The following is a 26,063-nucleotide window of genomic DNA, read 5'->3' on the forward strand; positions in this document are numbered from 1 at the left end:
TCATCTTGCCGGACTGGCGTCTGGCGATCAGGGCTTAGAGCAAGCCGCGTTCCTTAGCCATGTCGAGCGCCAAGTCTTCAATCATATCTTCCTGTCCACCAACGGTGCGGCGGCGGCCAAGCTCAACCAGTATATCCCGGGCCGACACGCCGTACTTCGCTTCGGCGCGTTTCGCGAACAACAAGAAAGACGAGTATACGCCCGCGTAGCCCAGAGTCAGGGAATCCCGATCGATACGAATGGGGTGATCCATAATGGGAGTCACGCGGTCTTCGGCAACATCCATAATCTGATACAGATCAATACCGTGATCCGCGCCCATACGATCAAGCACAGCCACCAATACCTCCAGCGGCGTATTGCCTGCACCGGCGCCCAGACCGGCCACAGAGCCATCGATACGGTTAGCACCGTGCTCGATTGCCACCAGCGAGTTTGTGACGCCCAGGCTCAGGTTGTGGTGAGCGTGGAAGCCCAGCTCGGTTTCTGGCTTCAGCTCGCTGCGCAACAGCGCAATGCGCTCTTGCACCTGATCGGGCAGCATATAGCCAGCGGAATCGGTGCAGTAAATACAGTTAGCACCGTATGACTCCATCAATTTGGCTTGCTCGACGATTTCCTCAGCGCCAATCATATGGGTCATCATCAAGAAGCCCACGGTATCCAAGCCCATCTCGCTGGCCATGCCAATGTGCTGCTCTGATACATCCGCTTCGGTGCAATGAGTCGCCACGCGGATGGTTGATACGCCGAGATCAGCGGCCATTTTCAAATGGTCGACCGTACCAATACCGGGCAGCAACAGCGCCGAAATTTTTGCATTCTTGACCGCGCCGATTACGGCCTTCAGGTATTCTTCATCGCTGTGCGCAGGGAAACCATAGTTAACAGAACTACCACCCAAACCGTCACCGTGAGTCACTTCGATCAGTGGCATGCCCGCCTCATCGAGGCCACTGGCAATGCTGACCATTTCATCCAGAGAAATCTGGTGACGCTTGGCGTGCATACCATCGCGCAAACACATGTCGTGCAGAACGACTTTCTTACCTTGAATATCCATGACTATCCCCTCAGGCGGCCGATGGTGAAAAACGGCCTGCCAGAATCTCTTCGGCAAACATCTCTGCGGTGCGCAGGCCCGCGGCGGTCATAATATCGAGGTTACCCGCATACTTGGGCAGGAAGTCCCCGAGCCCCTCTACTTCCATAAACATGGAAACGCGATTGCCATCGAAAACGGGACCATTTTTCAAACGGTAACCCGGCACGTATTTTTGAACCTCGGCAACCATGTCATCCACCGATTTGCGAATCGCCTCTTGATCCGGCTCGTCGTCCGTCAAACAGTGAATGGTGTCGCGCATAATCAGCGGTGGCTCTGCCGGGTTAATCACGATAATCGCCTTACCCTGACGAGCGCCGCCCACTTTCTCTACCGCGCCCGCCGTTGTGCGGGTGAATTCGTCGATATTTTTACGTGTGCCGGGCCCCACTGACTTGGAGCTTACCGTGGCAACAATTTCGCCGTAGCTCACCGGCTGCACGCGCGACACGGCTGCAACCATTGGAATGGTTGCCTGTCCGCCACAGGTCACCATATTCACATTCATGCACTTTTCGGCCACTGCATCGCTGAGGTTGACCGGTGGGATACAAAATGGGCCGATCGCCGCCGGCGTCAGATCGATCATCAACGCACCCTGCTCGTTCACTTTGCGCGAGTTCTCGGCGTGAACATAGGCTGAGGTTGCATCAAAACAGATTTGCACACCGTCCTCACGCATGGTCGGCAACATACCATCCACGCCTTCCGAGGTGACCTTCATGCCCATTTCTTTGGCGCGGGCCAAGCCGGGTGATTCGGGGTCAACACCGACCATCCAAACGGGTTCAATCAGCTCCGAGCGCATTGCCTTCATCAGCAGGTCAGTCCCAATATTGCCCGGCCCGATGATGGCCGCGCGAATTTTTTCAGCCATAAGATTTCTCACTGTCAGTAGAGCACCGCTGGGTGCTCCGAATAGGTAGATGTTGTTGTTCTAGATCTAGCAATTAGACGAAATGCACTTCTGCATCGCCGATGCCTTCCAGCTCCATGCGCAGGCTGTCACCTGCTTGCACCGGCTCCAGCGGTACCAGAGAACCAGAGAGAATCACCTCTCCCGCTTTGAACGGAATACCGAAGCGCCCTAGCGTATTTGCCAGCCACGCCACCGCGGTTAGTGGGTTGCCCTGCACCGCACTGCCCAAGCCTTCACTGAGAATTTCACCGTTTTTCCATACGCGAATTTTCAATGCGGGCAGGTCGAAGTCTTTGGGGTCTGCCTCTTGCTCACCCAGCACGTACACACCGCAGGAGGCGTTGTCCGCCACGGTGTCCTGAATGGCAATTTTCCAATTGTCGATACGCGAATCAACAATCTCAAAACAGGGCATAATGGCGTCGGTTGCGGCCAATACATCCGCCTCCGTAACGCCGGGGCCTTGCAGGTCTTTCTTCAACCGAAAACCGATCTCCGCCTCGGCACGGGGGGAAATCAAATGACCGGCTACCGGCACTTTTGCACCGTTGGCAAAGGTCATGGCGTCGGTTAAAAAACCAAAGTCCGGCTGGTGTACGCCGAGCATTTCCTGCACCACTTTACTGGTAACACCGATTTTTTTTCCGACCACCTTCTCCCCGTCTTCTTGACGGCGGTTAAGCATGCGCAGGGAGATGTAGTAGGCATCGTCAATGGTAATGTCCGGCTCACGCTCGGTCAGCGGGGCAATGCTTTGCTGGCTGCGCAGGGCGTTGTAGAGCTCATCACCCAATGCATTGATTTTGGCGCTATCCATAATTTATCCGTTCTGCAAAAAGTCGAGGGTTTGGCGATTGAAAAGCTCGCGGTGCTCAACCATTACCCAATGCCCGCAGCGAGACACCAACGTAAGGCGAATATCAGCGATGCCCTTCGCCAATTTCATAATGCCGGTCTCGGGCATCATTTGCTCATTGACGCCCCAGAATGCCAGGGTTGGACAGGTGATTTCACCTAGCCTCTCCGTCATATCGGGCACCGTCATGGTGTTGATAACCTGGCTGTTCTGTTGCTGAAAGATTCCCCAGCGCTCATTGACCAACTGCTCGTCGACCACGGCATCATCAAACACCAGGCCGCGACGAATAAAGTCCTCCAAGCGCTCTGGCGCCATCGGCCCAGAGGTAAAAACCTCTTTCATAATCTGCATGCCGGGCATATGAAAGTAGTCGGCCTGTTGCTCTATTCCGCCGGGCGCCATCAGCACCAGCTTACTAACCCGCTCTGGGTAGTCGAGGGTGTATTTCAGCGCAATGGCTCCACCCAAGGAATTACCGATCAGGCAGTATTGCTCCACGCCAATGTGGCGCAGCGTTTGGTGAACACACTCGACGAAAAAGTCCAGCGGGTATTCAACGTCATCAGGCTTATCGGAATACCCATAACCTATCAGGTCGGGCACCACCACTCGGAAGCCCTGCTCAACAAACCACGGGTAGTTGTATTTGAAGTTGCTGTGCCCACTGGCGCCGCTGCCGCTGCCGTGCAGAAATACCACGACAGGCCCGTCACCATGATCCAGGTAGTGAATGCGGTGGCCATTGTCGAGGGTGACATACTGCTCCTCGGGTAATCCCGCTACGATTTGACTCATGGCTGCCCGCCCCCAGGTAAACAGAAAAACATGATGTGCCCGAGCAGGCGCAGAGAAAGCGCCTGCCGAGAGCTATTTTTGTGGTGTAAATTTTATAGAAGGGCCTTCGAGACACTAATCCCCCAAACGGATGACAGCTTTTTCCGGCTCACTCCACGATCGCGTCATTAAATTTGGGGGGCTTACCCAACATGGCACGCGGCGACGGGGGCAGCTTGCCGTCAATGTCCACCAGCCCGTATTCCTCGGCCAGCTCTGCCGCGTAGAAGACTTTGCCGCTGCGCGACATCAATGCTGCATCGCGGTACAGCGCGTCTATCACCAAACCGGGAAACTCTGGCGATTCGGCCGCCGCCACCGCATCGGCGTAGAGTTCGGGTTGCGCATCGAAGACCTGCATACTGCGCTCGGTTTTCAGCAACCCCATCCACAGCGACACAACGGCGACGCCATGTGAGCGAAAATCCACGGCCATGTCATGGGCCATTTTATCCACACCCGCCTTCCCGGCACCGTAGGCCGGACCGTGCATATAGCAGCGCCCTCCCGCTGAGGAGGTATTCACCACCAGCCCTTTTGCACTCTTTAGCAGCAGTGGCGCCGCGTAGTACGACGACACATAGCTAGAGCGCAGCCCAACATTGAGAATATCCTGCAACGCCAGCGGCTTTTCCCAAAACGGCCCCGGCAGGGTCAAACCCTCGGGCACCAGCAAGGCATTGTTGACGAGAATATCCAAACGTCCCTGCTCGGCTTCAATCACAGCCAGCGCTTTTCGCACCTGCTCATCGTCCCGGTGGTCACAAATTAAGGGGATGGCCTTTGCACCTCTCTCCTCTATGGCTTCGACAGTGGCGTAGACGGTGCCCGGCAAGGCTGCATCGCCCTCGGACTGAGTGCGGCCAGTCACGTAGATTGTCGACCCCGGCTTGGCCAGCGCCAGCGCAATGCCCTTGCCCGCGCCGCGACTGGCGCCAGTAACGAGAATGATGCGTTTATCCTGCTTCACAATGGATTCCTATTATTGTGTCTACCAACGGCCGCATAGGCTGACAGACCGCGGCGGCAGATGCATCCTCCGAAATGACTAGAGCGAGCGTGTCACAGCAGCAGCCGCCGAATATCGGCCAGCATTTGCGCCAGTTCGGTAAAGAACTTACCGGCATCCGCGCCGTTTATCACCCGGTGGTCATACGACAGGGACAGCGGCAGCATTTTGCGCGGCTGGAAACTATCACCATCCCAAACGGGTTTTACGGCCAACTTGGAAACCCCCAGGATCGCGACTTCCGGCGCATTGATAATGGGAGTAAAACCAGTACCGCCGATATTGCCCAGGCTGGAAATGGTGAAGCAGCCGCCCTGCATTTCCGCAGGTTTAAGCTTCCGCTCCCGGGCTTTCTTGGCCAGCTCAGCGGTTTCTTCAGCCAGCTCCCAAAGCGACTTTTTATCGACATCGCGAATCACCGGCACAACAAGCCCTGCTGGCGTGTCCACGGCCATACCAATATGAACATAGTGCTTGTAGACAATGCTCTCACCATCGGCACTGAGGGAGGCGTTGAACTTGGCATTGCCGCGCAACGCAGCCGCCGCCGCTTTTAACAAAAAGGGCAGAGGCGTTAACTTCACACCGCGCTGCTCAGCCTCTTTTTTCATCTCGCGACGGAAGTCCTCAAGCTCAGTGATATCTGCATCATCAAACTGCGTCACATGAGGAAGATTCAACCAGCTGCGGTGCATATTGGCGGCGGTCAGTTTATCCAGCTTGCTTAAGGGCTGAATATCCACCTCGCCAAACTTGGCAAAATCCACATCAGGAATCGGCGCAATGCCGCCGCCAGCTGCCGCTGCGGGCGCTTTCGCCAACTGCTTAACATAGGCATGCAGGTCTTCCTTAACAATGCGCTTGCGCGGGCCGCTGCCGGACACTTTACTCAGATCAATACCAAACTCGCGCGCCAATTTACGCACCGCGGGGCCAGCATATACTTGCTCTCCTGGTGCAGCCGGCGCAGGCGACGTTGAGCTGGTTATGGCGCTGGTGCTCTCGCGCGCAGCGGCCGAGGCTTCGTGTTTTGGCTCGGGCTCGGCACTCACTGGTGCATCGGCCTTTTCCGCTTGCTGGGCGGTTTGCTCAGCCTTCGCGTCGCTCGCTGAGCTCGCCCCTGCGACACGCATTTCTGCGATCGCCGTACCTTCACTGGCAGCGTCACCGACCTTGATCAACATCGCGCTGACCACACCCGTGAACGGTGCGGGAACCTCCATGGAGGCCTTGTCTGACTCCAGCACGATCAGTGAATCACCTTCATTCACCTCATCGCCTTCGGCAACGCACAGTTCGATAACTTCGATACCTTCACCACCGCCAACATCTGGCACCTTAACGGTTTCGGTGCGCTCCGCTGTCGACGCAGGCTGCGCAGCACCAGCAGTATCGTTACCACCGTCAGTGTCGTCGTCAGCGGCTGGCGTTTGCTCGGCTGCAGCGTCGGGCTCGGGCGCAGACTCGGCCGCTGATTCCGAAGCAGGCTCATCGCTGCCCTCAGCCACTTCCAGCTCGAGAATGGCATCCCCCTCGGAAACGCTATCGCCTACCGACATAGCAATCGACACGACTTTGCCAGACTTTGGCGCAGGCACTTCCATCGACGCCTTGTCAGATTCTAAAACCAGCAGGGAGTCTTCCTGCTCGACAACATCGCCAACAGCAACGCAGACTTCTATCACCTCAACGCCTTCACCACCGCCGAGGTCTGGAATTTTGATCGTTTCTTTTGTCACAGAAAACTCCTCGTATTAGCGGTGCATCGGGCTAATTTTTTCAGCATCCAGGCCGTAGTCTGCAATGGCCTTGCTCACGACAGAGGCAGCAATTTTGCCCTCATCACTCAGCGCCTTTAGGGCCGCGACCGTCACGTAATAACGGTCCACCTCAAAGTGCTCGCGCAATTTCGCTCGCGTGTCAGAGCGACCATAGCCGTCGGTACCCAGCACCACATAGCGGCCATCAATATATGGGCGCAGCTGTTCACCGTAGGCTTTAATATAATCCGTTGCACAAATAACAGGCGTGGACTGCGCATTGAGCTGCTGACTAACATACGCACTGCGTGGCGACTCTTCAGGATGAAGCAAATTCCATCGGTCACACTCCATGCCGTCGCGATACAGCTGGTTAATGCTGGTGGCGCTCCAGATATCCGCTTCCACTTTGTGATCGGATTTCAGCAGCTCAGCGGCCGCTTCAACTTCACGCAAGATGGTGCCACTGCCCAATAACTGAACCTTTAGCTTGGGCTTCTTAACAGTGCTGCCTTTGAGTTTGTAGATTCCCTTGATAATGCCCTCTTCACTGCCTTCGGGCATATCGGGGTGGTAGTAGTTTTCGTTCATCGTGGTGATGTAATAGAAAACATTTTCCTTCTCGGCATACATGCGCCGCATGCCGTCCTGAATAATCACCGCCAACTCGTAAGAATACGTTGGATCGTAGGACACACAGTTAGGGATCATATTGGCCATTAAGTGGCTGTGGCCATCCTGGTGCTGCAAGCCTTCACCATTGAGGGTGGTACGCCCCGATGTTGCACCGATCAGGAAACCGCGAGCCTGAGAGTCACCGGCAGCCCAAGCCAAATCCATAATGCGCTGAAAGCCGAACATGGAGTAAAAAATGTAAAACGGCACCATAGGATAGCGGTGATTCGCATAGGAGGTTGCCGCCGCCAACCACGCAGAGAAGGCGCCGGCCTCAGTGATGCCCTCCTCCAAAATCTGCCCGTCCTTGGACTCTTTGTAATACATAATTTGGTCGGCATCGTGGGGAGTGTAGCGCTGCCCCTGAGAAGAATATATTCCCAGCTGACGGAACATACCCTCCATACCGAAGGTGCGCGCTTCGTCTGGCACAATTGGCACAATACGCTCGCCCACGGCCTTGTCCTTAACCAGGGTCGATAGCATGCGAACAAAGGCCATTGTCGACGACACTTCTCGCTTGCCGGTGTTTTTCAGCTGCGCCGAAAATTTCTCCAGCGACGGTACATCCAAGGCATCGAAGTCAGCCTGTCGCGCCGGCAAATACCCCCCCAGCTCCTCGCGGCGCTTGTGCATATACACCATTTCCGGGCTGTCTTCCGGCGGCCGATAGTAGGGGACATTTTTCAGTTCATCGTCGGGAATCGGCACGGCAAAGCGGTCGCGGAATTTTTTCAGCTCATCCAAGTCGAGCTTCTTCACTGAATGCGCTTCGTTTTGCGCTTCGCCGCCGCTACCCAGGCCGTAGCCTTTAACCGTCATTGCCAGTACCACGGTAGGCTGGCCTTTGGTTTCTCGGGCATTGGCGTAGGCGGCGTAGACTTTATATGGGTCGTGGCCACCGCGATTCAGGTACATAATTTCGTCGTCAGAAAGGTCTTCAACCAGCTCCAGCAACTCAGGATACTTCCCGAAGAAGTGCTTGCGAGTATAGGCCCCGCCGTTGGCTTTGTAGTTCTGCAACTCACCATCACACACTTCATTCATGCGACGACGCAACAGGCCGGTTTTGTCTTTTTCCAGCAGCTGATCCCAGTGGCGCCCCCAAATGACCTTGACGACATTCCAGCCCGCGCCGCGGAACACCCCTTCCAGTTCCTGGATAATTTTGCCATTGCCGCGCACTGGGCCGTCCAGGCGCTGAAGGTTACAGTTGATCACAAAGCACAAATTATCGAGCTGCTCGCGCCCCGCCAGAGCAATTGCGCCGAGAGACTCAGGCTCGTCGCACTCGCCATCGCCCATAAAACACCACACTTTCCGATCGCCGTGATCGACCAGCCCTCGGCTCTGTTGGTACTTCATTACGTGGGCTTGGTAGATTGCCTGAATGGGACCCAGGCCCATGCTAACGGTGGGGAATTGCCAGTAGTCCGGCATTAACCAGGGGTGCGGATACGATGACAAGCCATCGCCGTCGACCTCGCGGCGGAAGCTGTCGAGCTGCTGCTCCGAGAGGCGCCCTTCCAGGAATGAGCGCGCATACATACCCGGCGAACTATGGCCCTGATAATAGATCAGATCGGCCTTATCACCGCCGCGGAAAAAGTAGTTAAAGCCCACATCGTAAAGGGTCGCGGAAGAGGAAAAGCTGGAGATGTGGCCACCCAAGCCCTCATCGTTGTCGTTGGCTCGCATTACCATTGCCAGCGCATTCCAGCGTATTAACGAGCGAATTTTACGCTCCATAAACAAGTCGCCGGGCATACGTTTTTCATCGCGAGGCTCGATGGTATTGCGAAATGAGGTGGTGATGGCCGCTGGGAGTTGGGTTCCCTGGCGCGCAGCATGCTTTGCCAAATATTTCAGGAGAAAAGCGGCGCGTGCTCTACCCGCATGGCTAAGCACGCCATCCAGTGCTTCCAGCCATTCTTGGGTTTCCTGTGGATCGAGATCTTCACGCAAATCAGGGTCTTGGTACATATCACAGTCCTTATCAATACCGTGGGCTGCCTAGACCAGCAAGCGATTTGCTCGAATGTGTTCCGCGTCAACGGGCGCACCGACCATGGTCAATAATCGGGGTGTGCCTGCCGTTGGTGACGGTGATCACCTGGCCTATCTGGCGCTGCCCCACCTTGTGGGTCGGGCAGAACTGCCGATGAGAATTCGGGCCTCTGAAAGCCTATGCACTTTCAGAGCCGCGGAAATCATCGCAGCCCTGTCGCCATTAATCAAGAAAATCTAGGTATTTTTATTATGAATAAATAGTTTCACCTCTATAAAAACAAGTACTTATACTAGTCGAAGGAATAGACTCCCACCCTATCAAGCACTGCGCGCGACTCCCCAGCAGGCAATGCCGACGGCCACTGCCCTAGCACCGTCACTAGCAAGCTGCGACGGTTTGCATCGTGCAGGGTTTGACGCATAAGCGACCACCACTGCGTATACTCCAGCCCCCTCAGCGCAGCGATTAACTGGTCTCGACTGTCAAAACCCGAATACCCTTCCAACAGATCCCGCCAATGGCGGTCTGCCGCCTCCCGCAGGTTTTCCGGCTGCTCCGCTAACTTACTTATCAACGTCGCCCGGAACTGCTCGTAAGTTTGTTCATCAACGCCATTTTCAATCCAGGCGTCGATATACCCGTCGATCTCCTTGGCCAGCATCGCCGCGTCAGCAACCGGTGACTGCACCAGGAAGAATAAGCCACCCACATTTCGCTGGGGGTATACACCCGCATTAACAATGTAGCCGAGCTGTTTCTCGGTGCGCAGTTGATGATAAAAGTCAGCACTCATGATCTGCGCCGCCAAGCCCAAAGCAACCCTGGCCATTTTTCCCTGATCAGGCGCCTGCACATACTGAAGTAGCGCAGCATCGTTGTGCTCGGCGGGCACAATCGCCAGCGCATTCCCCGCAGGTAGCTTAACAATCTGTTGCTGCGGCCGTGTGCTCAGCGACGTTTGCGGGAGCGCTCGCATCATTTGCGCAACCGTGTCCAGCGCGTCCGCCTGGGTGAAGTTACCGTGGAGCAACACCTGATAGCGGAAGGCCGCCAGCACCCGCTCAGCCTGGCGCGCAACATCGGCAAGCCCCAGCGCTTCGGTCTCTGATAGCAGAGACTCGAGGGCGGGCTCCTGCCGCTGCTGCAAGCGCGGCAGTTCGGCAAAAAGTTGCTGATAGGGTGAACGGCGCCGAACATTTTGCAACTCGCGCAGGCGCTGCTGCTTAATGCGGGCAAAACGCTGCTCATCCCAGTCGACGTGACGCAGGGTATTCAGCACCTGAGACAGCAGCTCTGCCTGCTTCTGATCAAACCCTCCCAAGCGCAACTCAACACCGCGCCAACTGCTCGACAAGCTGTAATCTAAGCCCGCCAATTGCGCGGCATAGGCCTCTTCGTTCAGCTGATCACTGACCATGCGCAACCACAGTTCGGTGGCGGCAGCTGCCGAGGACGAGTCTCGCGTTGCAGGCGTCTCCAGCAAGAGATAACTGCGGCCTTTAGGCACATCAAACTGATCGTCGTTGTACAACCACACGTCGTCGATAGGCGCATTGTCCACCAACCTTGGCTGGTCGTTTGCAGCAGCATCGCCCTTCAGAGTAAAGGTATCAGCAATGTAGGGGTTACTGGCTGGCAAATGCAGCCCCGCTGGCTCGGCCTCACGCCAGCGCTGTTGTTGCTGCGCATCAATGTCGCGCGCACTCCAGGGCACGTCATAACGCTGCTCGCGGCGGTCGGTATCGACACCCGGCGCAACAAGCGTAATAAACGCCTTGTCCGGGGTCATACTGCGCAGGTATTCCCGTATCAATTCCGGCCGGAAGGACGTCATTACATAGGCCGCCCGCAACACCTCCGCGGGCGGGTACTGCTGAAGCGCCGAGGAAAATTGCACCAATTCCTCTGTCAAATTTCGACGGTTGCGAAAACGAAATTGTTGCGCTGCGAGCTGGCTTTGCTCTCGGTACCGCCAGGCCTGAATACCCTGTTCATCAATCAACCGCACATAGGAAAAAACCTGTTGGACAATACTATCGAGGTGTTCCATTCCGGCTTCGGTCAACGCAATATTGACACCAAACATTGCCTGGCCCTGCATATCCAGGCTCTGACCGGCGCTCAAGCCATCGGCCCAGCCTGCGCGCTTAAGCGCCGATAACAGACTGCCCTTGCCCTCGTGACCGAGCAGGTTCGCAATATACGACAGCGGCTTATCACGCCAGTGTGGGCTGGCATCAACCACCGGAAACTGAATAGACAGCCGCCGCTCCGTTTGCACTGGCTGTATCGTCACCCAGCGTGGCAGCGCCTGCGGTTCGAACAGCGGCTGAGTAATTGGCTCGATGTTCACCTCGCGATTCTCAATCGCACTAAACCGCGCACGCACCATCGACTCCAGCTCTGCCAGAGACTCTCGCCCCACCACCGTCAGGCTCATGATATTCGCTGAGTAGTAACGCTGGTAAAACGCCAGCAATTGCTCTCGCAATGCCGCCTCGCGATCCGCCTGCAAGGTTTGCAAATTGCCTACTGAAAATTTGCTAAATGGATGCTGCGGCGCTAACTGCTCTTTAAACACCGCCAGCTCCCGGCGGCGATCGTTGCGCAGTCTGGCGCGATATTCAGACTCCACCGCATTGACTTCACGCTGCACGTAATTAGCGTTGAACAGCGGTGCGACAAAGAACTGGGAAAACTGATCCAGGGCGCCTTCAAGCGCATCCGCCTTAACATCGAAGAAATAGTTGGTGTGCTCAAAACTGGTGAAGGCGTTGTGACTGCCTCCGTTTGCCGTAATGTAGGCTTGGTAGTCCCCCGCCTTTGGGTAAGCACGCGTGCCCAGAAACAGCATATGCTCCAAGAAATGCGCCAAGCCCTGGTAGTCACGAGGGTCTTGGCGGCTGCCGACATTCACATCCAGCGACGCACCCGCTTTATCTGCGCCCGGATCAGACACCAATAATACTTTGAGACCGTTATCCAACCGCAGATAGCGAAAGCTGCGCTGCTCGGTATCGGGCTTGATGATGCTTTCGCCCTGACCAGACAGCGAGGCGTCGCGGGTAAGTGCCGCGCAGGCAGAAATAACAATAAGTAGAATAGCGACGGTGACATGTTGCAGAACGCGCACAAATATTTCCTTACAGAGTCAATTACAACGATGCTTGCTCGCTGGGGGCTTCCGCTTCGTTACTCACGGCGTGAGGTCGCGGCCAGGAATACAGAATCGCCTTCACTAAAGTCGCCAGTGGGATCGCAAAAAACACTCCCCACATTCCCCAAATTCCGCCGAATACCAGCACGGCAACAATAATCGCCACGGGGTGCATATTCACCGCTTCGGAAAACAGCAGCGGCACCAGCACATTGCCATCGAGCGCTTGAATGATTCCATAGACAATGCACAGGGTAAAAAACTCCCCGCCCCATCCCCACTGCAAATACCCCACTAATACGACGGGCAATGTCACCACGGCCGCACCGATATAGGGAATCACTACCGACAAGCCCACCGCCAACGCCAGCAGCGCGGCATAGTTTAACGACATCAGCGAGAACGAAATGTAAGAAGCCACACCGACGATCACGATCTCAATTGCCTTACCGCGTACGTAATTGGCGACTTGATCGTTCATTTCCAACCAAACGGCGCGAAGTAAAGGTCGGCGACGCGGCAGAAAACCCGACAACCACTCAAGGATCAGCTGTTTATCCTTGAGGAAGAAAAACACCAGAATGGGAATCAGCACTATATTGATCATCAAACCAACAACATTGGGCAGCTGCGCAAGAGAAAAAGACACCAAGTACTGCCCCAGCGAACCAATCTCCGTGGTTGCCAGCGTCATCCACTCCCGAATTTGCGCCTCGGTAAACACCTCCGAGCGCTCAGGCAATACCATCAGCGCCTGCTGCAGCTTTCGCAGCATCGACGGCAGCTCTTGTATCAGCGTAACCAGCTGCTGCCATACCAACGGCAACAGCAGCATAAGCACACCAAAAAACACCGTTAGGAAAATACCGTACGCGACGGCAATCGCGAGCCACCGCCGGGCGCCCAGCGCCGACATTCGGGCGATCACGCCCTGCATCATAAAGGCCAGCACGACACTGGCAATAATGGGGATCAGGACATTGCCGATGCTGAGGATCAACAACAGAATCGCGGCAAGAATAATCAGCAACACTACCGTTTCTTCTTCGGCAAAGATGCGATTAAACCAATTGCGAACCATTCCAAGCATGTGGTTGTCCTTTTTTTCGTAAACCTAGATCATCCGACCGGTGCGCTCAGCGGCTATTTCTTCTGGAGTAGGTACCTAAACTCCCCATGATGCTCTTCATCGAGCAACAGCGTATTGCCGCTCTGGGCAGCGAACACGGCAAAATCCCGCTGTGAACCGACGTCAGTTGCCAGCACCTCTACGACCTCGCCGCTCGCCATCCGGTTCAATGCTTGTTTGGCTTTTAGCAGCGGCAGCGGGCAGTCCAACTGACGCGCATCCACTCGACAGTGTATCTCGCTCATAGCATACCTCTTTCTGAAAATGCCGGCAGTATAGCGCCCCAGCCGGGGGCGACAGAATGCCACTGACGCACTTTTTGCGCTTTAATAGGTCTGAGCCTTTATCACTTGTATGATCTATATCGGCGAACCCGGCTACCTATACGGTGGCACCAAACAAGGACACCATTGTGGTACGAACATTATTACACGCCCTTATCGCCATCCTACTGTGCAGCGCGGCAGTGGCCCAGTCGATGAGGGACACCAGTAGCCAGCTTCCAGAGCTGGGCGAAGTCGATGCCTCACCGTATTCGGCTAAGCAGGAATACCAGCTGGGCAGAATGTGGTTGAGAATGTTCCGCACACAAGTGAAAACCCTCGGCGACCCACAACTGCAAAGCTATGTTGAGTCCTTGCTTTACACGCTGGCCGCCAATAGCGAACTGAAACAGCGCGACTTAGAAACCGTTGTTGTCGACAATAGCACCATCAACGCTTTTGCCGTGCCTGGCGGCGTTATCGGCGTGCATACCGGTCTTTTCCTGTTCAGTGATAACGAGGCCCAATTTGCCGGCGTACTCGCCCACGAGATTGCCCACTTGAGCCAACGCCATTTCAGCCGCTCCATCGACAAGGCCCGCGAAGCGAGTATTCCCAGCATGGCTGGCATGTTAGCGGGGATCATTCTAGCGGCGACAACCGGCTCCGATGCGGGCATTGCCGCCATTGCGGCGAGTCAGGCAGCGGCGCTTGAAAACCAGCTGCGTTTTAGCCGCCAGCACGAGCAAGAGGCCGACCGCGTCGGCATGGAAACCCTCGCCCGAGCCAACATGGACCCCAATGGCATTCCCTCAATGTTTGAGAACATGAATGCCAACTTGCGCTTTGCGCGGGCCAAGCCGCCCGAATTTCTGCTGACTCACCCACTGACAGAGAACCGAATTAGCGATAGCAAAAACCGTGCTCGCAACTACCCTCGGCAGGTCTACACCGACAACTTAAATTTCCAGCTTATGAAAATGCGGGCAACCGTCCATCACACTGAAAAAATGGAGAGCCTGCTGCAGCGATGGAAGGATGAACAAGGCGCCAATGGCGAAGCGCGCCGCTACGGCATCGTGCTCGCGCTTACTGAGATGGAGCGCTGGCAGGAAGCCAGCGACCAGCTCGACGACTTGATTGACGACGACCCCCAGCGCATTGCCTATATCCTTGCCCGTGCAGACATCTTGCTTGGGCAGAAAGCCTACGACCCCGCCATCGATTTATTGCGCAGCGCACTGGCGCTCAATCCGGACAACTACCCACTGAGCTTTCATCTGGCTGATGCCTTGGAGCAAGCACAGCGCTTTCGCCAAGCCGACGACGTGCTTACCGCATTGAGCTCAAGGCGGCAGAACGATCCAAAAATCTGGTACCGATTGGCGGAAGTCAGAGGCCTGGCGGGGAATATTCTCGGCGTGCATCTGGCAAGGGCAGAGTATTTTATCCTCACCGCCCAGCTCGAGCGCGCTGCCAGCCAATTACATTACGCGCACAAGCAGAGCGGAAGCAATCAAATACTTCAGGGGAAAATCACCGAGCGACTGCGCGATATTGACGAGCTGAAGAAACAGCTCAAAGAATTTCAGGGGCGCTAGGGCCTGTTAGCAACAGTGTGGATGGCCTTATCCCTTGACGGGGTAACCTTAGCCTCGGCCAGTGAGCTCAGGGCTTGTTTGCAGCGGCAAAGTCCAACATACGGGTCAGCGGTTTCATGGCTTTCTCACCGAGCGACGGCTCGACAAATACTTCATTGCCGCCGTTCTCCAGCACCTCAGCCAGATTTTCCAGTGCGTTCATCGCCATCCAAGGGCAATTTGCACAGCTGCGACAGGTAGCGCCGCTGCCAGCCGTTGGTGCGATCACAAACTCCTTGTCCGGCACCAACTGCTGGAGCTTGTAGAAAATACCTTGATCCGTCGCCACGATCATTTGCGGGTTGGGCAAGTCACGCGCCGCATTGATGATCTGCGTCGTTGAACCGACCACGTCAGCCAGCGCGACAACGCTTGCCGGAGACTCCGGATGCACCAATACCGCCGCATCGGGATACACCTGTTTCAGGTCGAGAATACCCTGCGCTTTAAACTCTTCATGGACAATACATGCGCCATCCCAGAGCAACACATCTGCGCCGGTCTCACGCTGCACATAATCACCGAGATGTTTATCCGGCGCCCAGAGAATTTTCTCTCCCTGGCTGTCCAGGTGGTCCACAACGTCCAGCGCAATACTGGAGGTGACGACCCAGTCTGCTCGGGCCTTCACCGCCGCAGAGGTATTGGCGTAGACCACAACAGTGCGATCGGGGTGGGCGTCGCAAAAAGCGGAAAACTCATCTGCCGGGCAGCCAATATCCAGCGAGCAGGTTGCCTCCAGAGTCGGCATCAATACCGTTTTCTCGGGTGACAGAATTTTCGCCGTTTCCCCCATGAACTTCACGCCAGCGACGATCAACATCGACGCCGGATGGTCGCGACCGAAACGCGCCATCTCCAGCGAGTCCGACACGCAGCCACCGGTTTCTTCTGCCAGCGACTGCAGTTCGGGGTCGGTGTAATAGTGAGCGACCAACACCGCGTCTCTCGCCTTGAGCAGCGCTTTAATACGCGCCCGCAGAGCATCGCGCTCCGCTGCAGGACGCGTCGAGGGCTCGTTGAGCCGGGCCAGATGTTCGCGCACCAACTCTTGTGCTATTGCCTGTTCCGCCAATGTCATTTCCCCATGCTGAGGACGAAAAGCGCCAGATTTTAACAAGAAAACAAACGGCTAAGCCAGAGATCAAGCTATTTAGCCTAACCGACCATCAAGGTGCCCAGTACACGCTGATCGGTACATTCTGCCCGAACAGGGCGGCAACCGGGGCAGCGTGATCAGCATACAGTGCCCGCTCCAGTACGTGCCGCTTCTCCTCACCGCAGATTTGCAGCACCAACTCGCTGCAATTGAGTAAACGCGGCAGTGTCAAACTCAAGCGCGGGTAGGGGCTCGCGGCGGTTTCCAGCGCCATACACGGCAGTGCAGAAGCCATATCCAAAGCCGCGTCGAGCTGCGGGCTGTCGGGAAACAATGAGGCGCAGTGTCCGTCACTGCCCATGCCCAATACGACGCGATCAAAGCTGGGCATGGCGCCTAAGGTTAGGCTCGCAAGGGCAGCGTCTTGTTCGGCTGACTCAGTGTGCGGCGACTTAAGTGGTACGAAGTGCGCCGCAGCCGCTGGCCCGCGAAACAGCCGCTCTCTCAACAGTCGTTCATTACTATCGCGGTTATCACTATCAACCCAGCGCTCATCGGAGAGCGTCACGGTCACTTTCGACCAATCCACAGCCTCATCGGCCAGCAGTTCCAGCAGACGCTCGGGCGTGGTGCCTCCGGGCAGGACGAGGCTCGCCGCACCGCTCACGCGAATACCCGCCGCCAGCGCCAGACTGAGGTCGTCACACAAAGCCGCGGCCTGCGACTCACGGCAGCTGAAGCTCAACAGCCTTGCCCCTACTTGATTGAGGCGCCGCTCTAACAGGTGCTCATTCATGCCAGCTCCGTCCATCTCTCTCGATCAGCAGCTCGGCCTTAGCCGGCCCCCACGACCCAGCATGGTAGTGCGATACCGGCATGGCCTGGCTCTGCCACGCCTGGATCAGTGCATCACACCACTGCCAGGCCTCCTCAACCTCTTCGCGGCCGACAAAAAGCGAAGGGTCGCCATTAATGACATCCAAAAACAGCCGCTCGTAGGCATCGGGGATACGGTTCATGCCCGACGACCCGAGGAAATCCAAGTTTAAATTTTGGCGAGCCAGGGCCATTTTATTCTTGAGGCTATGCATCTTGGATACCATCTGCATTTCAATCCCTTCATTCGGCTGAAGGCGGATCACCAGTCGATTGGGGATATTTTCGCCAGTGGAAAAGATATTGTGCGGCAGGCTTTTGTAGGTAATCACGATCTCCGTCAATTTTTCCGGCATCCGTTTACCCGTGCGCAGATAAAATGGCACCCCGGCCCATCGCCAATTATCGATATGCGCTTTAATTGCTACGAAGGTTTCGGTATCGCTTTCCGCCCCGTCACTATCGGCTTCCTCCATGTAGGCGGGCACCGCCTCTCCACGGCACCAGCCCTGAGCATACTGGCCACGCACCGCATGCGCGCCGACGCTGGCAGCATCGATGCGGCGCAATGCACGCATAATTTTGACCTTTTCGTCGCGGATGCTCTCCGCCGTCATGGCATTTGGCGGCTCCATCGCCACTAAACAGAGCAATTGCATCAAATGGTTTTGCACCATATCGCGCAGCTGCCCGACACCGTCGTAGTAGGACCAACGCCCCTCTATGCCGACGGTTTCCGCCACCGTAATCTGGATATGATCGATACAGCTTTGGTCCCACTGGGCATTGATAAAACGGTTCGCAAAGCGCAGCACCAGCAGGTTCTGCACCGTTTCTTTGCCGAGGTAATGATCAATGCGATAGATATTCTCTTCACTGAAAAACTGCGCAACCGTCTCGTTTACGGCCTGGCAACTGGCAAGGTCCTGGCCAACGGGCTTTTCAAGTACCAGACGGCTTTGCGGGTCGATAAGCGCATTGGCGCCGAGCTTCTCGCATATCGGGCCAAACAAACTGGGTGGCGTTGCCAGATAAAATATGGCGCGCCGCCCCGGCGACAGGAGCGCCGCCAACTGCTGGTATTCCTCGCACTTGCCGAAGTCAATACAACAGTAGTCCAAGCGCTGACAAAAGCGCGCCCACTGTTCGGCGGCAGGATCGCCCTCACTGGCCTGGGCCACACGATGTTTGATCGCCTCCAGAAATTGCTGCCGATCCTGGTGGCGCCTCGCTAAACCGATAATGCGCATATCAGCAGGCAACAGATCGGCGCAGTGCAGCTGAAAAAGTGCTGGATAGAGCTTACGCCCCGAGAGGTCGCCAGCGGCACCGAATATCAGCAAGTCGCAATCATTACTCACCATTCACCCCCATCGACGCCCGCAAGGTCTGTGCACGCTTGGCTGCCACAGTCGCTCGCTCGCGAATGGCCGGCCAGTTTTCCTCTGCCTGAAGCGCTGGCGGCGCGATCCACGACCCTCCCATACAGGCCACTGATGGCAGGGCCAGGTAGTCCGCCATATTGTCCAGACTGACACCGCCCGTCGGACAAAAACGCATCATTGGCAGCGGCCCGGCAAGCGCCTGCAAAACCTTCGCTCCGCCCATCGCCTCGGCGGGGAAAAACTTCACAAGATCTATGCCCTGCTCCAGACAGCGTATCGCCTCCGTCGCGGTGGCGACCCCAGGCATATAGGGCAAGTCGCTGTCGGCACAGCAAGCCATCAACGCCTCGGTCGCGCCGGGCGTAACAAGAAACTCACTCCCCGCCGCGCGCGCCCGCTTTACATCGTGCGCGTTCAACAGCGTTCCGGCACCAACGCACACGCCGTCGACCCGCTGTCGAATCACATCTATCGCTTCCAGCGCCGCCGATGTTCGCAGCGTCACTTCTAGCACCGGCAGGCCACCATCACGCAAGGCGATAGCCAACGGCTCTGCGTATTCCGGGCGGGCCACGCTCAATACCGGAATAATCGGCGCGCGGCTGACAATCTGCATCATAGTGTTACTCATGGCTACGCCCCTCTTCGCTTGTAAATAGCACCGAGGCTCCCATTTCCGCGCTGGTCACCTGCTGGCGTACCCCGGCAAACATTTCCCGGCCAACCCCGTCCGTCGCCACCGTAGATGCCAGCGGCGTACGCGAGGCCCACTCGTGCTCGTCGACCAGGCAATTCAATTCGCCTGCGTCGGCATCGATGACGACCTCATCGCCATCGCGCAGCCGCGCAATCGCTCCACCGGCTGCCGCTTCGGGCGAAAGGTGAATCGCAGCTGGCACCTTGCCCGAGGCGCCAGACATCCTGCCGTCGGTAAGCAACGCCACGCGATGACCGCGGTCCTGCAAAACGCCAAGCAGCGGCGTGAGTTTGTGCAATTCAGGCATACCATTGGAACGTGGCCCTTGATAAGGCAGCACGACCACACAGTCTTTGTCTAATTCCCCGGCACGAAAGCGGCTTTGCAAGTCATCCTGGCTTTGAATAACCAGCGCGGGCGCGCGAATCTTGCGCCGTGAAGAGGGTACCGCTGACACTTTGATTAACGCGCGCCCGAGATTCCCTGTTACCAGCCTGAGCCCGCCCTCGGCATCGAATGGCGAACTCATCGACGCAATAACGTCGGTGTCCAAGCTTTTCTCGGCAGCCTGCCGCCAGCGCAGCTCGCCCTGTTCCAGGTAGGGCTCACATACATAATCGCTCAGCGTCTCCGCCCACATCGTTCTGGCATCGCCATGCAATAAGCCGGCGCTTAACAGCTCAGAGAACAGCAGCCCGCTGCCCCCCGCGGCGTGAAAATGATTGATATCCGCCTCACCGTTTGGGTAGGCGCGCACCAACAGCGGGACAAGCCGCGACAGCGCATCCAAGTCATCCCAATTCACTAACACGCCGGCAGCTCGCGCTATCGCCGGTATATGTATGCCGTGATTGGTCGATCCACCAGAGGCGAGTAAAACCACCATGGCATTAACGATCGAGCGCTCATCAATCACCTCGGCCAGCGGGCGGCATCGCGGGCCAGCGCGGCTTATTTTGCAGATATGCTGAGCGGCCTCGCCGGTAAGCGCTTCGCGCAGCGCCGACCCCGGGTTGACGAAAGACCCGCCCGGCAATTGCAAGCCAAGGGCCTCAAGTATTAGCTGGTTACTATTGGCAGTACCGTAAAAGGTGCAGGTGCCGGCGCTGTGATAAGACGCAGCCTCGGCGTCGAGCAGGGCCTCGCGATCTATTTTGCCCTCGGCAAATAACTGGCGAACGCGCTGCTTCTCGCTATTTGGAATACCGCTGGGCATCGGGCCAGCCGGAATAAACAGGGTCGGCAAATGGCCAAAATGCAAGGCACCGATAAGCATACCGGGGACAATTTTGTCGCAAATGCCCAGGCACAATACGGCGTCAAACATCTGATGGGAAAGCGCCACCGCCGTTGCCTGGGCGATCACATCACGACTGAACAAGCTCAGTTCCATGCCCGCCTGCCCCTGGGTCACACCGTCACACATCGCCGGCACACCGCCGGCCACCTGGGCGGTGCAACCGAGCTCTCGGACGTAGTTTTTTATGCGCTCTGGGTAATCGCGAAAGGGTTGGTGAGCCGACAACATATCGTTGTAGGCCGTGACAATACCGACATTGGCCGACTCCATCAGCCGAATGCGCGCTTTGTCAGTACTGTCGCAGGCGGCAAAACCGTGGGCAAGGTTGCCACAACTGAGCTGCTGGCGATCGGGCTGTTGCCCCCCCGCCCGACGCTGACGACTCAGGTACGCTGCACGGCAGTCGCGACTGCGGTGTGCAATCGCATTCGTAATGCGCAGCAATTCCGGGTGTATGGAAACCATTGCGGCCTCTCCTGTGGCGCTGGCAAGCGCCCGGCACAGCGTATCAAAAGCCCGTTGATACGGGCCGAACAGCCAGCTGTCTATTCACTATAGATGCCATGCGAGAAGCATACCAGCCCCAATATTCGGGCCTGCAGGAGAGCAGCAATACCTATGACTACGGCGTGCTTAGGTCAATACGCCTTCCGCTCGCAACGCTGCCAATTGCGCCTGATCATAACCGGCCTCGGCCAGTACTTGGTCGGTGTGCTGCCCTTGGCGCGGCGCTGGCTGGGGGACCTCAGGGCAGGAGCGGCTAAACTTCGGTGCAGGACCGGGCTGAACATGGCCGCCGACCTCGACAAAACTTTCCCTGGCTTTATTGTGAGGGTGCAGCGGGGCCTCGCGCATTGATAATACCGGCGCGACACAGGCATCTGTGCCCTCCAATAGTTCACACCAGGCATCGCGCGTACGCGTCTTGAACACCGCCGCCAGTTTTTTCTTCAGTTCCGGCCAGCGGGCCACATCAAACTGACCGCCAAAGGTATCCTCGTCCAGGCCGATCTTTTCTTTGAACAGTTGATAGAACTGTGGCTCGATGGGCCCCACCGACAGATATTTACCATCTTGGGTTTCATACACCTCATAGAAATGCGCCCCGGTGTCCAGCACATTCACGCCGCGCTCGTCCTGCCAATTGAAGGCCTCGGTATTCAAATAGCTGTACATCATATGCATCAGCGCCGCGGAGCCCTCAACCATCGACACATCCACCACTTGGCCAGCACCGCTGCGCTGTGCTTCGAGCATGGCCGACACCACGCCAAACGCCAAAAACATGCCGCCGCCACCAAAGTCGCCTACAAGGTTTAAGGGGGGGACCGGTTTGTCACCCGCACGACCAATCCCGTGCAGGGCGCCGGATAAAGAAATGTAATTGATATCGTGGCCAGCTGCCTGAGAGAGAGGCCCGGTCTGCCCCCAGCCCGTCATGCGGCCGTAGACCAGCTTGGGGTTGCGAGCCATACACTCCTCGGGGCCGATACCCAAGCGCTCGGCGACACCGGGGCGAAAGCCTTCAATTAAGGCATCGGCCGTTTCACATAAATTCAGCAGGGCCTCAACCGCCCGCGGATCTTTCAGATTCAACGCGATCGATTTTTTGCCACGCTCGCTAATGCTGTTTTGAGGCTGGGCGCCGTCAGCCAATGAACGTCGCGTAACCGAGATAACTTCAGCCCCCATGTCGGCAAACATCATCCCCGCGAAGGGGGCAGGCCCTAAACCTTCTATCTCGATAATACGCAGTCCGTGAAGCGGTCCCATTTTTATCCCTCTTAGTATGTGAAACACGTGACGAGCCGCCAATAAAAAGGCGGCTAAAGCCGCCCATTATTGCCCCATTTCCACTGCCCTGCCAACACATCATGCGACGAGCATACGGTGCACACTGTCGATAGTTGCCTTTGCCGTAGCGGCCTCGCCACCGTCTCTCTCGGGAGAGGACGAACAGCCAAAGCGCTGAGAAATGGTGTCTAATGCATTGTGCAGCGCCGCGCCAAGCAACAAGTAGGCGATGGCGCGAGCATTCACCTGCCGGGCAATGCGCCCATCCTCCTGCAGACGCTGCAGGCGCCGACACAGCGCATAGTGGACAAGGAAAAGATTATCGGTGGGTGCACCGCCGTTGTTATCGCGATGACTACCCGTCCAAAATGAGGCCGTCAACGGCGCGCCGGTAATATAAAATCGCTCAGCATGGTGATAAACCAACTCCAGCCACTGGCGCAGATCTTCGGTGGATCCATGCTCAACACAGTCTTTTGCTTCCACCAGCTCCGGTAGACGTTCGTTGATCAGCGCCCGCAACATCCCGGCTTTATCACCAAAATTATTGAATACGCTGGCTTCTGTGGTACCCGCTTTTGCAGCAACGCCGCGCGTGGTCAGCGCTCCCGCCCCCTCATCGCGCAGCAGCATATAGGCCGCGTCCAGCAGCCTTTCTCTTACTCTAGGTCTAGCCACCTTTAATCACTCCATTGATATAGGCTGGCGTTATTACACCCGAGCCATCGCGCAATGTACAAGTCGCTGCGCTAATATCTGGCTGAAATTTCAATAAAAATGCAGGAAACCGCCAATATGAGTATTACCGCGCCCGTTTCATCTCACACTGATGGAGATATTTGCCACATCCGTATACGGCGACCCGCCCACCGCAATGCGGTAGATGGCCCTACTGCCAGAGCCCTGGCCCTGGCAATGCGCAATTTCGACAATGACCCCGAGAGCAAAGTGGCAATTCTCAGCGGCGAAGGCAGCCACTTTTGTGCCGGAGCGGACCTGAAAGCCTTCTCCAGTGAGGACCCTGAGCGGTACAACCCATTAGACGACGACGGCGACGGCCCTATGGGCCCCAGTCGCATGCAGCTACAAAAACCCGTAATCGCCGCCATTGATGGCTATTGCGTGGCGGGTGGCCTGGAGCTGGCCCTGTGGTGTGACCTGAGAGTCGCCACCGAGGACGCGATATTCGGGGTGTTCTGCCGACGGTTCGGCGTGCCGCTTATTGACGGAGGCACCGTTAGACTGCCACGACTGATTGGCCACAGCCGCGCAATGGACATGATTTTAACCGGAAGGCCTGTCGATGCTAATGAGGCACTGGCCTTCGGCTTGGCCAATCGGGTTGTCCCAAAAAATCAGCTGTTAGACAGTGCCGAGGCACTGGCGCAACAAATCGCTCAAACTCCCCAGCAATGCATGCGTAACGACCGTCGCAGCGTTTTAGAGCAGTGGAGCATGGCCGAAACTGACGCGCTGAAAAATGAATTTGCACTGGGGAAAGCCAGCTTAGCGGCCGGTGAAGCACTGAGCGGCGCAAAGGCTTTTAGTCAGGGCGCGGGTCGCCACGGTCAGTCACGAGAGTGAGCTCGGCAAGGCGGACTCAGGCAGCGGCACTAATGCATCGCCCACAGCAACGCGACCGCCACGCACCACCCGCAGGCAAAGACCTCCGTAGCCGAGCATGGCCACTACGGCGCCGTCTCCCAAGGCCTGTTCCATGCGCGAGCAGGGCTGGCAAAGGGCATTGGCTTGGAAAATTGCCTCGCCAATTTGAAAATACTGATACCGCAGAGCATTGAGATTGATACCTGAGACAACCAGATTGCGGCGCAGCAGGGCCGGGTCGACACTGTCTCTCCCCAAATGCGCTGCGATACTACGCATAAATTCTCGGCTGATTAGTGACACCTGGCGACCGGAACCGGCGCGGCCGCGCAAACGGCGGTCGCCCTGTAAGCCCATGCCCTCAAGCGCCTGGCACTGTTCCACCACGACCATCGGTGCCTTGCGCTCCGGGCGCACGCCGATCCACTCCAAGCGTCCCTGCGGAAGGTCGGCCAAGTATCGAGATAACAACCGACCCTGCGCGTTCATGTGTTACTCCTCGGCCCATTACCTTCCCGACGAAACGGCAGAATAAGCAGCGCGAGCAACTGCCCCGCCCGCTGCTGCGCGCCGGGCAGGCCCAAACGCACCGCCGCATCCCCCTCTCGGGCTTGCGCCCGAAAACTCCCAAACAACCAGTCCCACCAGGGCACGCTAAAACCGAAATTACTGTTGGTTTCCTCAACGCGCTGAGAATGGTGAATGCGGTGCAGAGTGGGCGTTATCAATACCCGGCGCAGGCTGTGTTCCAACGTGTTGGGTAGGGCGATATTGCTGTGGTTGAACATAGAGCAGGCATTTAGCACCACCTCAAAGATCAGCACAGCCAAGGCCGGAGCGCCAAGCGCCACAATGAAAACACTTTTTATCACCATGGAAAGCAGCAGCTCGATGGGGTGAAACCGCAGCCCGGTTGTTACATCCAAGGCCGTATCGGCGTGGTGAACGCTGTGCAGCCGCCACAACCAGGGTAGACGGTGAAACACGCGATGCTGCCAGTATATTGCGCAGTCCAACACCGCAACGGCAATGATAATTTCAAGCAGCGCTGGCCACTCAATCTGATTCAACAGCCCCCAGGATTGCTGTTGCGCCCAGAGAGCAACCCCGGTGGCCGCCAAGGGAAAGACAACGCGCAGGGCGACACTGCCTATGGCCAACAAGCCCAGGTTCGCCAACCAGCGGCAGCGAGAGGCCTTGCGAAAGGGCTGCCACACTTCCAGCAGCGCCAGCACGATAAACAGGCTAGAAAACACCCCTAAGCGCAGCGCGCTCTCCCATTCAGCCACTGACACGCTCCCTATACCTGCGCAGCGGCGGGCAGCATTCAATAAACGCCGCGGGCTGTGCTGAAATGTCCGAGGCGACGTCCAGGTCGGGCAGCGGCGTGTGCTCCTGCCAGCGCAAGCCGGCATCAGCCAAACGACGACGTGTTTGCGCAAGAACCTTGTCCGTACTCCACGCCACGCCGTCAAAGACGGCTGCACATTCCCCGGCCAAGGCCAATAGTACATAGCCGCCATCGGTAGCGGGTATCACCGCAGCGTCAACGTTTTGCAGCGCACTCTCGGCCCAGCGCAAATGTGCGGCGGTCAGCGACGGGCAATCTGTTCCAATCAAAATCACCCCGCTTGCCTCGCGAACGCCACGCGACGCCGCCCGCGCCATCCGCTGCCCCAGATCCCCTTCCCCTTGCTCGACACTGGAAAAAGCCGACAAACCGCGAAACGCTTGCCAGCATGCCGCGTCAGGCCCTGGGCTCAACTGGTACTCCACCGCCATTGTCGGTGGCAGCTGTGAGCATAGCTGCGCATTCCAGGCCAACAGCGACTCCGCCACTTTCGCCGCTGCCTTCTCCCCCAGGGCGGGGGCCAGGCGCGTTTTGGCACGACCGGGTAAGGGCGCTTTGGCGAAAACTTTGACTGCTGTGACTGTCACCCCTCCCT

General features: G+C 57.0%; 23 protein-coding genes. 3 read left to right on the plus strand and 20 right to left on the minus strand.

Going from position 1 to position 26,063, the window contains the following annotated elements; translation table 11 throughout:
- Positions 1-34: 34 nt before the first annotated feature.
- From dmpG to aceE, 7 genes are all read right to left on the minus strand, one after another.
- Positions 35-1,063, minus strand: coding sequence for a 4-hydroxy-2-oxovalerate aldolase (gene dmpG / locus B3K78_RS14015; RefSeq protein WP_286695923.1), 1,029 nt, complete (start codon positions 1,061-1,063; stop codon positions 35-37).
- Between the two features lie 10 nt (positions 1,064-1,073).
- On the minus strand, positions 1,074-1,982 hold the full coding sequence (locus B3K78_RS14020; protein ID WP_286695924.1) for an acetaldehyde dehydrogenase (acetylating): 909 nt from the start codon (positions 1,980-1,982) through the stop codon (positions 1,074-1,076).
- A 73-nt stretch (positions 1,983-2,055) separates the two neighbouring features.
- Positions 2,056-2,841 carry a fumarylacetoacetate hydrolase family protein gene (locus B3K78_RS14025; protein ID WP_204995999.1) on the minus strand — a complete coding sequence of 262 codons (786 nt, stop codon included), beginning with the start codon at positions 2,839-2,841 and terminating at the stop codon, positions 2,056-2,058.
- A gap of 3 nt (positions 2,842-2,844) precedes the next feature.
- The gene (locus B3K78_RS14030) at positions 2,845-3,678 is read right to left on the minus strand and encodes an alpha/beta fold hydrolase (RefSeq protein ID WP_286695925.1); all 834 of its coding nucleotides are present in this window, start codon (positions 3,676-3,678) and stop codon (positions 2,845-2,847) included.
- 148 nt (positions 3,679-3,826) lie between these two features.
- Complete coding sequence (locus B3K78_RS14035; RefSeq protein WP_286695926.1) at positions 3,827-4,687, minus strand: SDR family NAD(P)-dependent oxidoreductase; 861 nt, start codon at positions 4,685-4,687, stop codon at positions 3,827-3,829.
- A gap of 92 nt (positions 4,688-4,779) precedes the next feature.
- On the minus strand, positions 4,780-6,465 hold the full coding sequence (aceF, locus tag B3K78_RS14040) for a dihydrolipoyllysine-residue acetyltransferase (RefSeq protein WP_286695927.1): 1,686 nt from the start codon (positions 6,463-6,465) through the stop codon (positions 4,780-4,782).
- A 15-nt stretch (positions 6,466-6,480) separates the two neighbouring features.
- Positions 6,481-9,126 (minus strand): pyruvate dehydrogenase (acetyl-transferring), homodimeric type, encoded by a 2,646-nt coding sequence (aceE, locus tag B3K78_RS14045; RefSeq protein WP_286696203.1) that lies wholly within the window; start codon positions 9,124-9,126, stop codon positions 6,481-6,483.
- Positions 9,127-9,229: 103 nt separating this feature from the next.
- Here aceE and B3K78_RS14050 point away from each other — a divergent pair, with 103 nt between their 5' ends.
- The gene (locus B3K78_RS14050) at positions 9,230-9,409 is read left to right on the plus strand and encodes a hypothetical protein (protein ID WP_286695928.1); all 180 of its coding nucleotides are present in this window, start codon (positions 9,230-9,232) and stop codon (positions 9,407-9,409) included.
- Between the two features lie 52 nt (positions 9,410-9,461).
- Here the strand turns inward: B3K78_RS14050 and B3K78_RS14055 are convergent, their stop codons facing one another.
- The 3 genes from B3K78_RS14055 to B3K78_RS14065 are packed head-to-tail and all read right to left on the minus strand — an operon-like array spanning position 9,462 to position 13,703.
- The gene (locus B3K78_RS14055) at positions 9,462-12,305 is read right to left on the minus strand and encodes an insulinase family protein (RefSeq protein ID WP_286695929.1); all 2,844 of its coding nucleotides are present in this window, start codon (positions 12,303-12,305) and stop codon (positions 9,462-9,464) included.
- A 22-nt stretch (positions 12,306-12,327) separates the two neighbouring features.
- Positions 12,328-13,419, minus strand: coding sequence for an AI-2E family transporter (locus B3K78_RS14060; RefSeq protein WP_286695930.1), 1,092 nt, complete (start codon positions 13,417-13,419; stop codon positions 12,328-12,330).
- Positions 13,420-13,472: 53 nt separating this feature from the next.
- Positions 13,473-13,703, minus strand: a complete 231-nt coding sequence (locus tag B3K78_RS14065) for a sulfurtransferase TusA family protein (RefSeq protein ID WP_286695931.1) — start codon at positions 13,701-13,703, stop codon at positions 13,473-13,475.
- A gap of 167 nt (positions 13,704-13,870) precedes the next feature.
- Between B3K78_RS14065 and B3K78_RS14070 the strand changes: the two genes are divergently transcribed.
- Positions 13,871-15,322, plus strand: a complete 1,452-nt coding sequence (locus B3K78_RS14070; RefSeq protein ID WP_286695932.1) for a M48 family metalloprotease — start codon at positions 13,871-13,873, stop codon at positions 15,320-15,322.
- Between the two features lie 67 nt (positions 15,323-15,389).
- Here the strand turns inward: B3K78_RS14070 and nadA are convergent, their stop codons facing one another.
- The 7 genes from nadA to B3K78_RS14105 form a co-directional block, all read right to left on the minus strand.
- Positions 15,390-16,442, minus strand: a complete 1,053-nt coding sequence (gene nadA, locus B3K78_RS14075) for a quinolinate synthase NadA (RefSeq protein ID WP_286695933.1) — start codon at positions 16,440-16,442, stop codon at positions 15,390-15,392.
- An 88-nt stretch (positions 16,443-16,530) separates the two neighbouring features.
- On the minus strand, positions 16,531-17,256 hold the full coding sequence (pgl, locus tag B3K78_RS14080; protein ID WP_286695934.1) for a 6-phosphogluconolactonase: 726 nt from the start codon (positions 17,254-17,256) through the stop codon (positions 16,531-16,533).
- A complete protein-coding gene (gene zwf, locus B3K78_RS14085; protein ID WP_286695935.1) occupies positions 17,249-18,700 on the minus strand; it encodes a glucose-6-phosphate dehydrogenase in 1,452 nt (483 codons plus the stop codon). Before zwf ends, pgl begins: the two co-directional genes overlap by 8 nt.
- On the minus strand, positions 18,690-19,352 hold the full coding sequence (locus tag B3K78_RS14090) for a bifunctional 4-hydroxy-2-oxoglutarate aldolase/2-dehydro-3-deoxy-phosphogluconate aldolase (RefSeq protein ID WP_286695936.1): 663 nt from the start codon (positions 19,350-19,352) through the stop codon (positions 18,690-18,692). The genes zwf and B3K78_RS14090 overlap by 11 nt, the downstream gene beginning before the upstream one ends.
- Positions 19,345-21,183: a phosphogluconate dehydratase gene (gene edd, locus B3K78_RS14095; RefSeq protein ID WP_286695937.1), complete on the minus strand. Its 1,839-nt coding sequence runs from the start codon at positions 21,181-21,183 to the stop codon at positions 19,345-19,347. The genes B3K78_RS14090 and edd overlap by 8 nt, the downstream gene beginning before the upstream one ends.
- Before the next feature lie 168 nt (positions 21,184-21,351).
- Positions 21,352-22,491, minus strand: a complete 1,140-nt coding sequence (locus B3K78_RS14100) for a CaiB/BaiF CoA transferase family protein (RefSeq protein WP_286695938.1) — start codon at positions 22,489-22,491, stop codon at positions 21,352-21,354.
- A gap of 99 nt (positions 22,492-22,590) precedes the next feature.
- Entirely contained in the window at positions 22,591-23,190 is a 600-nt protein-coding gene (locus B3K78_RS14105) for a TetR/AcrR family transcriptional regulator (protein ID WP_154653851.1), read from the minus strand.
- A gap of 117 nt (positions 23,191-23,307) precedes the next feature.
- Between B3K78_RS14105 and B3K78_RS14110 the strand changes: the two genes are divergently transcribed.
- Entirely contained in the window at positions 23,308-24,096 is a 789-nt protein-coding gene (locus B3K78_RS14110) for a crotonase/enoyl-CoA hydratase family protein (RefSeq protein ID WP_286695939.1), read from the plus strand.
- Here B3K78_RS14110 and B3K78_RS14115 read toward each other — a convergent pair.
- From B3K78_RS14115 to B3K78_RS14125, 3 genes are read right to left on the minus strand one after another with little or no spacing between them, the layout of a single operon-like run.
- Positions 24,085-24,606, minus strand: a complete 522-nt coding sequence (locus tag B3K78_RS14115) for an MOSC domain-containing protein (RefSeq protein ID WP_204996013.1) — start codon at positions 24,604-24,606, stop codon at positions 24,085-24,087. The two genes, B3K78_RS14110 and B3K78_RS14115, sit on opposite strands and share 12 nt — an antisense overlap.
- A complete protein-coding gene (locus tag B3K78_RS14120) occupies positions 24,603-25,406 on the minus strand; it encodes a sterol desaturase family protein (protein WP_286695940.1) in 804 nt (267 codons plus the stop codon). The genes B3K78_RS14115 and B3K78_RS14120 overlap by 4 nt, the downstream gene beginning before the upstream one ends.
- Complete coding sequence (locus B3K78_RS14125) at positions 25,399-26,055, minus strand: TIGR04282 family arsenosugar biosynthesis glycosyltransferase (protein ID WP_286695941.1); 657 nt, start codon at positions 26,053-26,055, stop codon at positions 25,399-25,401. Before B3K78_RS14125 ends, B3K78_RS14120 begins: the two co-directional genes overlap by 8 nt.
- Between the last annotated feature and the right edge of the window lie 8 nt (positions 26,056-26,063).

Origin of the sequence: Spongiibacter sp. UBA1325 (genome assembly GCF_002306875.1) — a bacterium.
In the GTDB taxonomy this organism is placed as follows: domain Bacteria; phylum Pseudomonadota; class Gammaproteobacteria; order Pseudomonadales; family Spongiibacteraceae; genus Spongiibacter; species Spongiibacter marinus.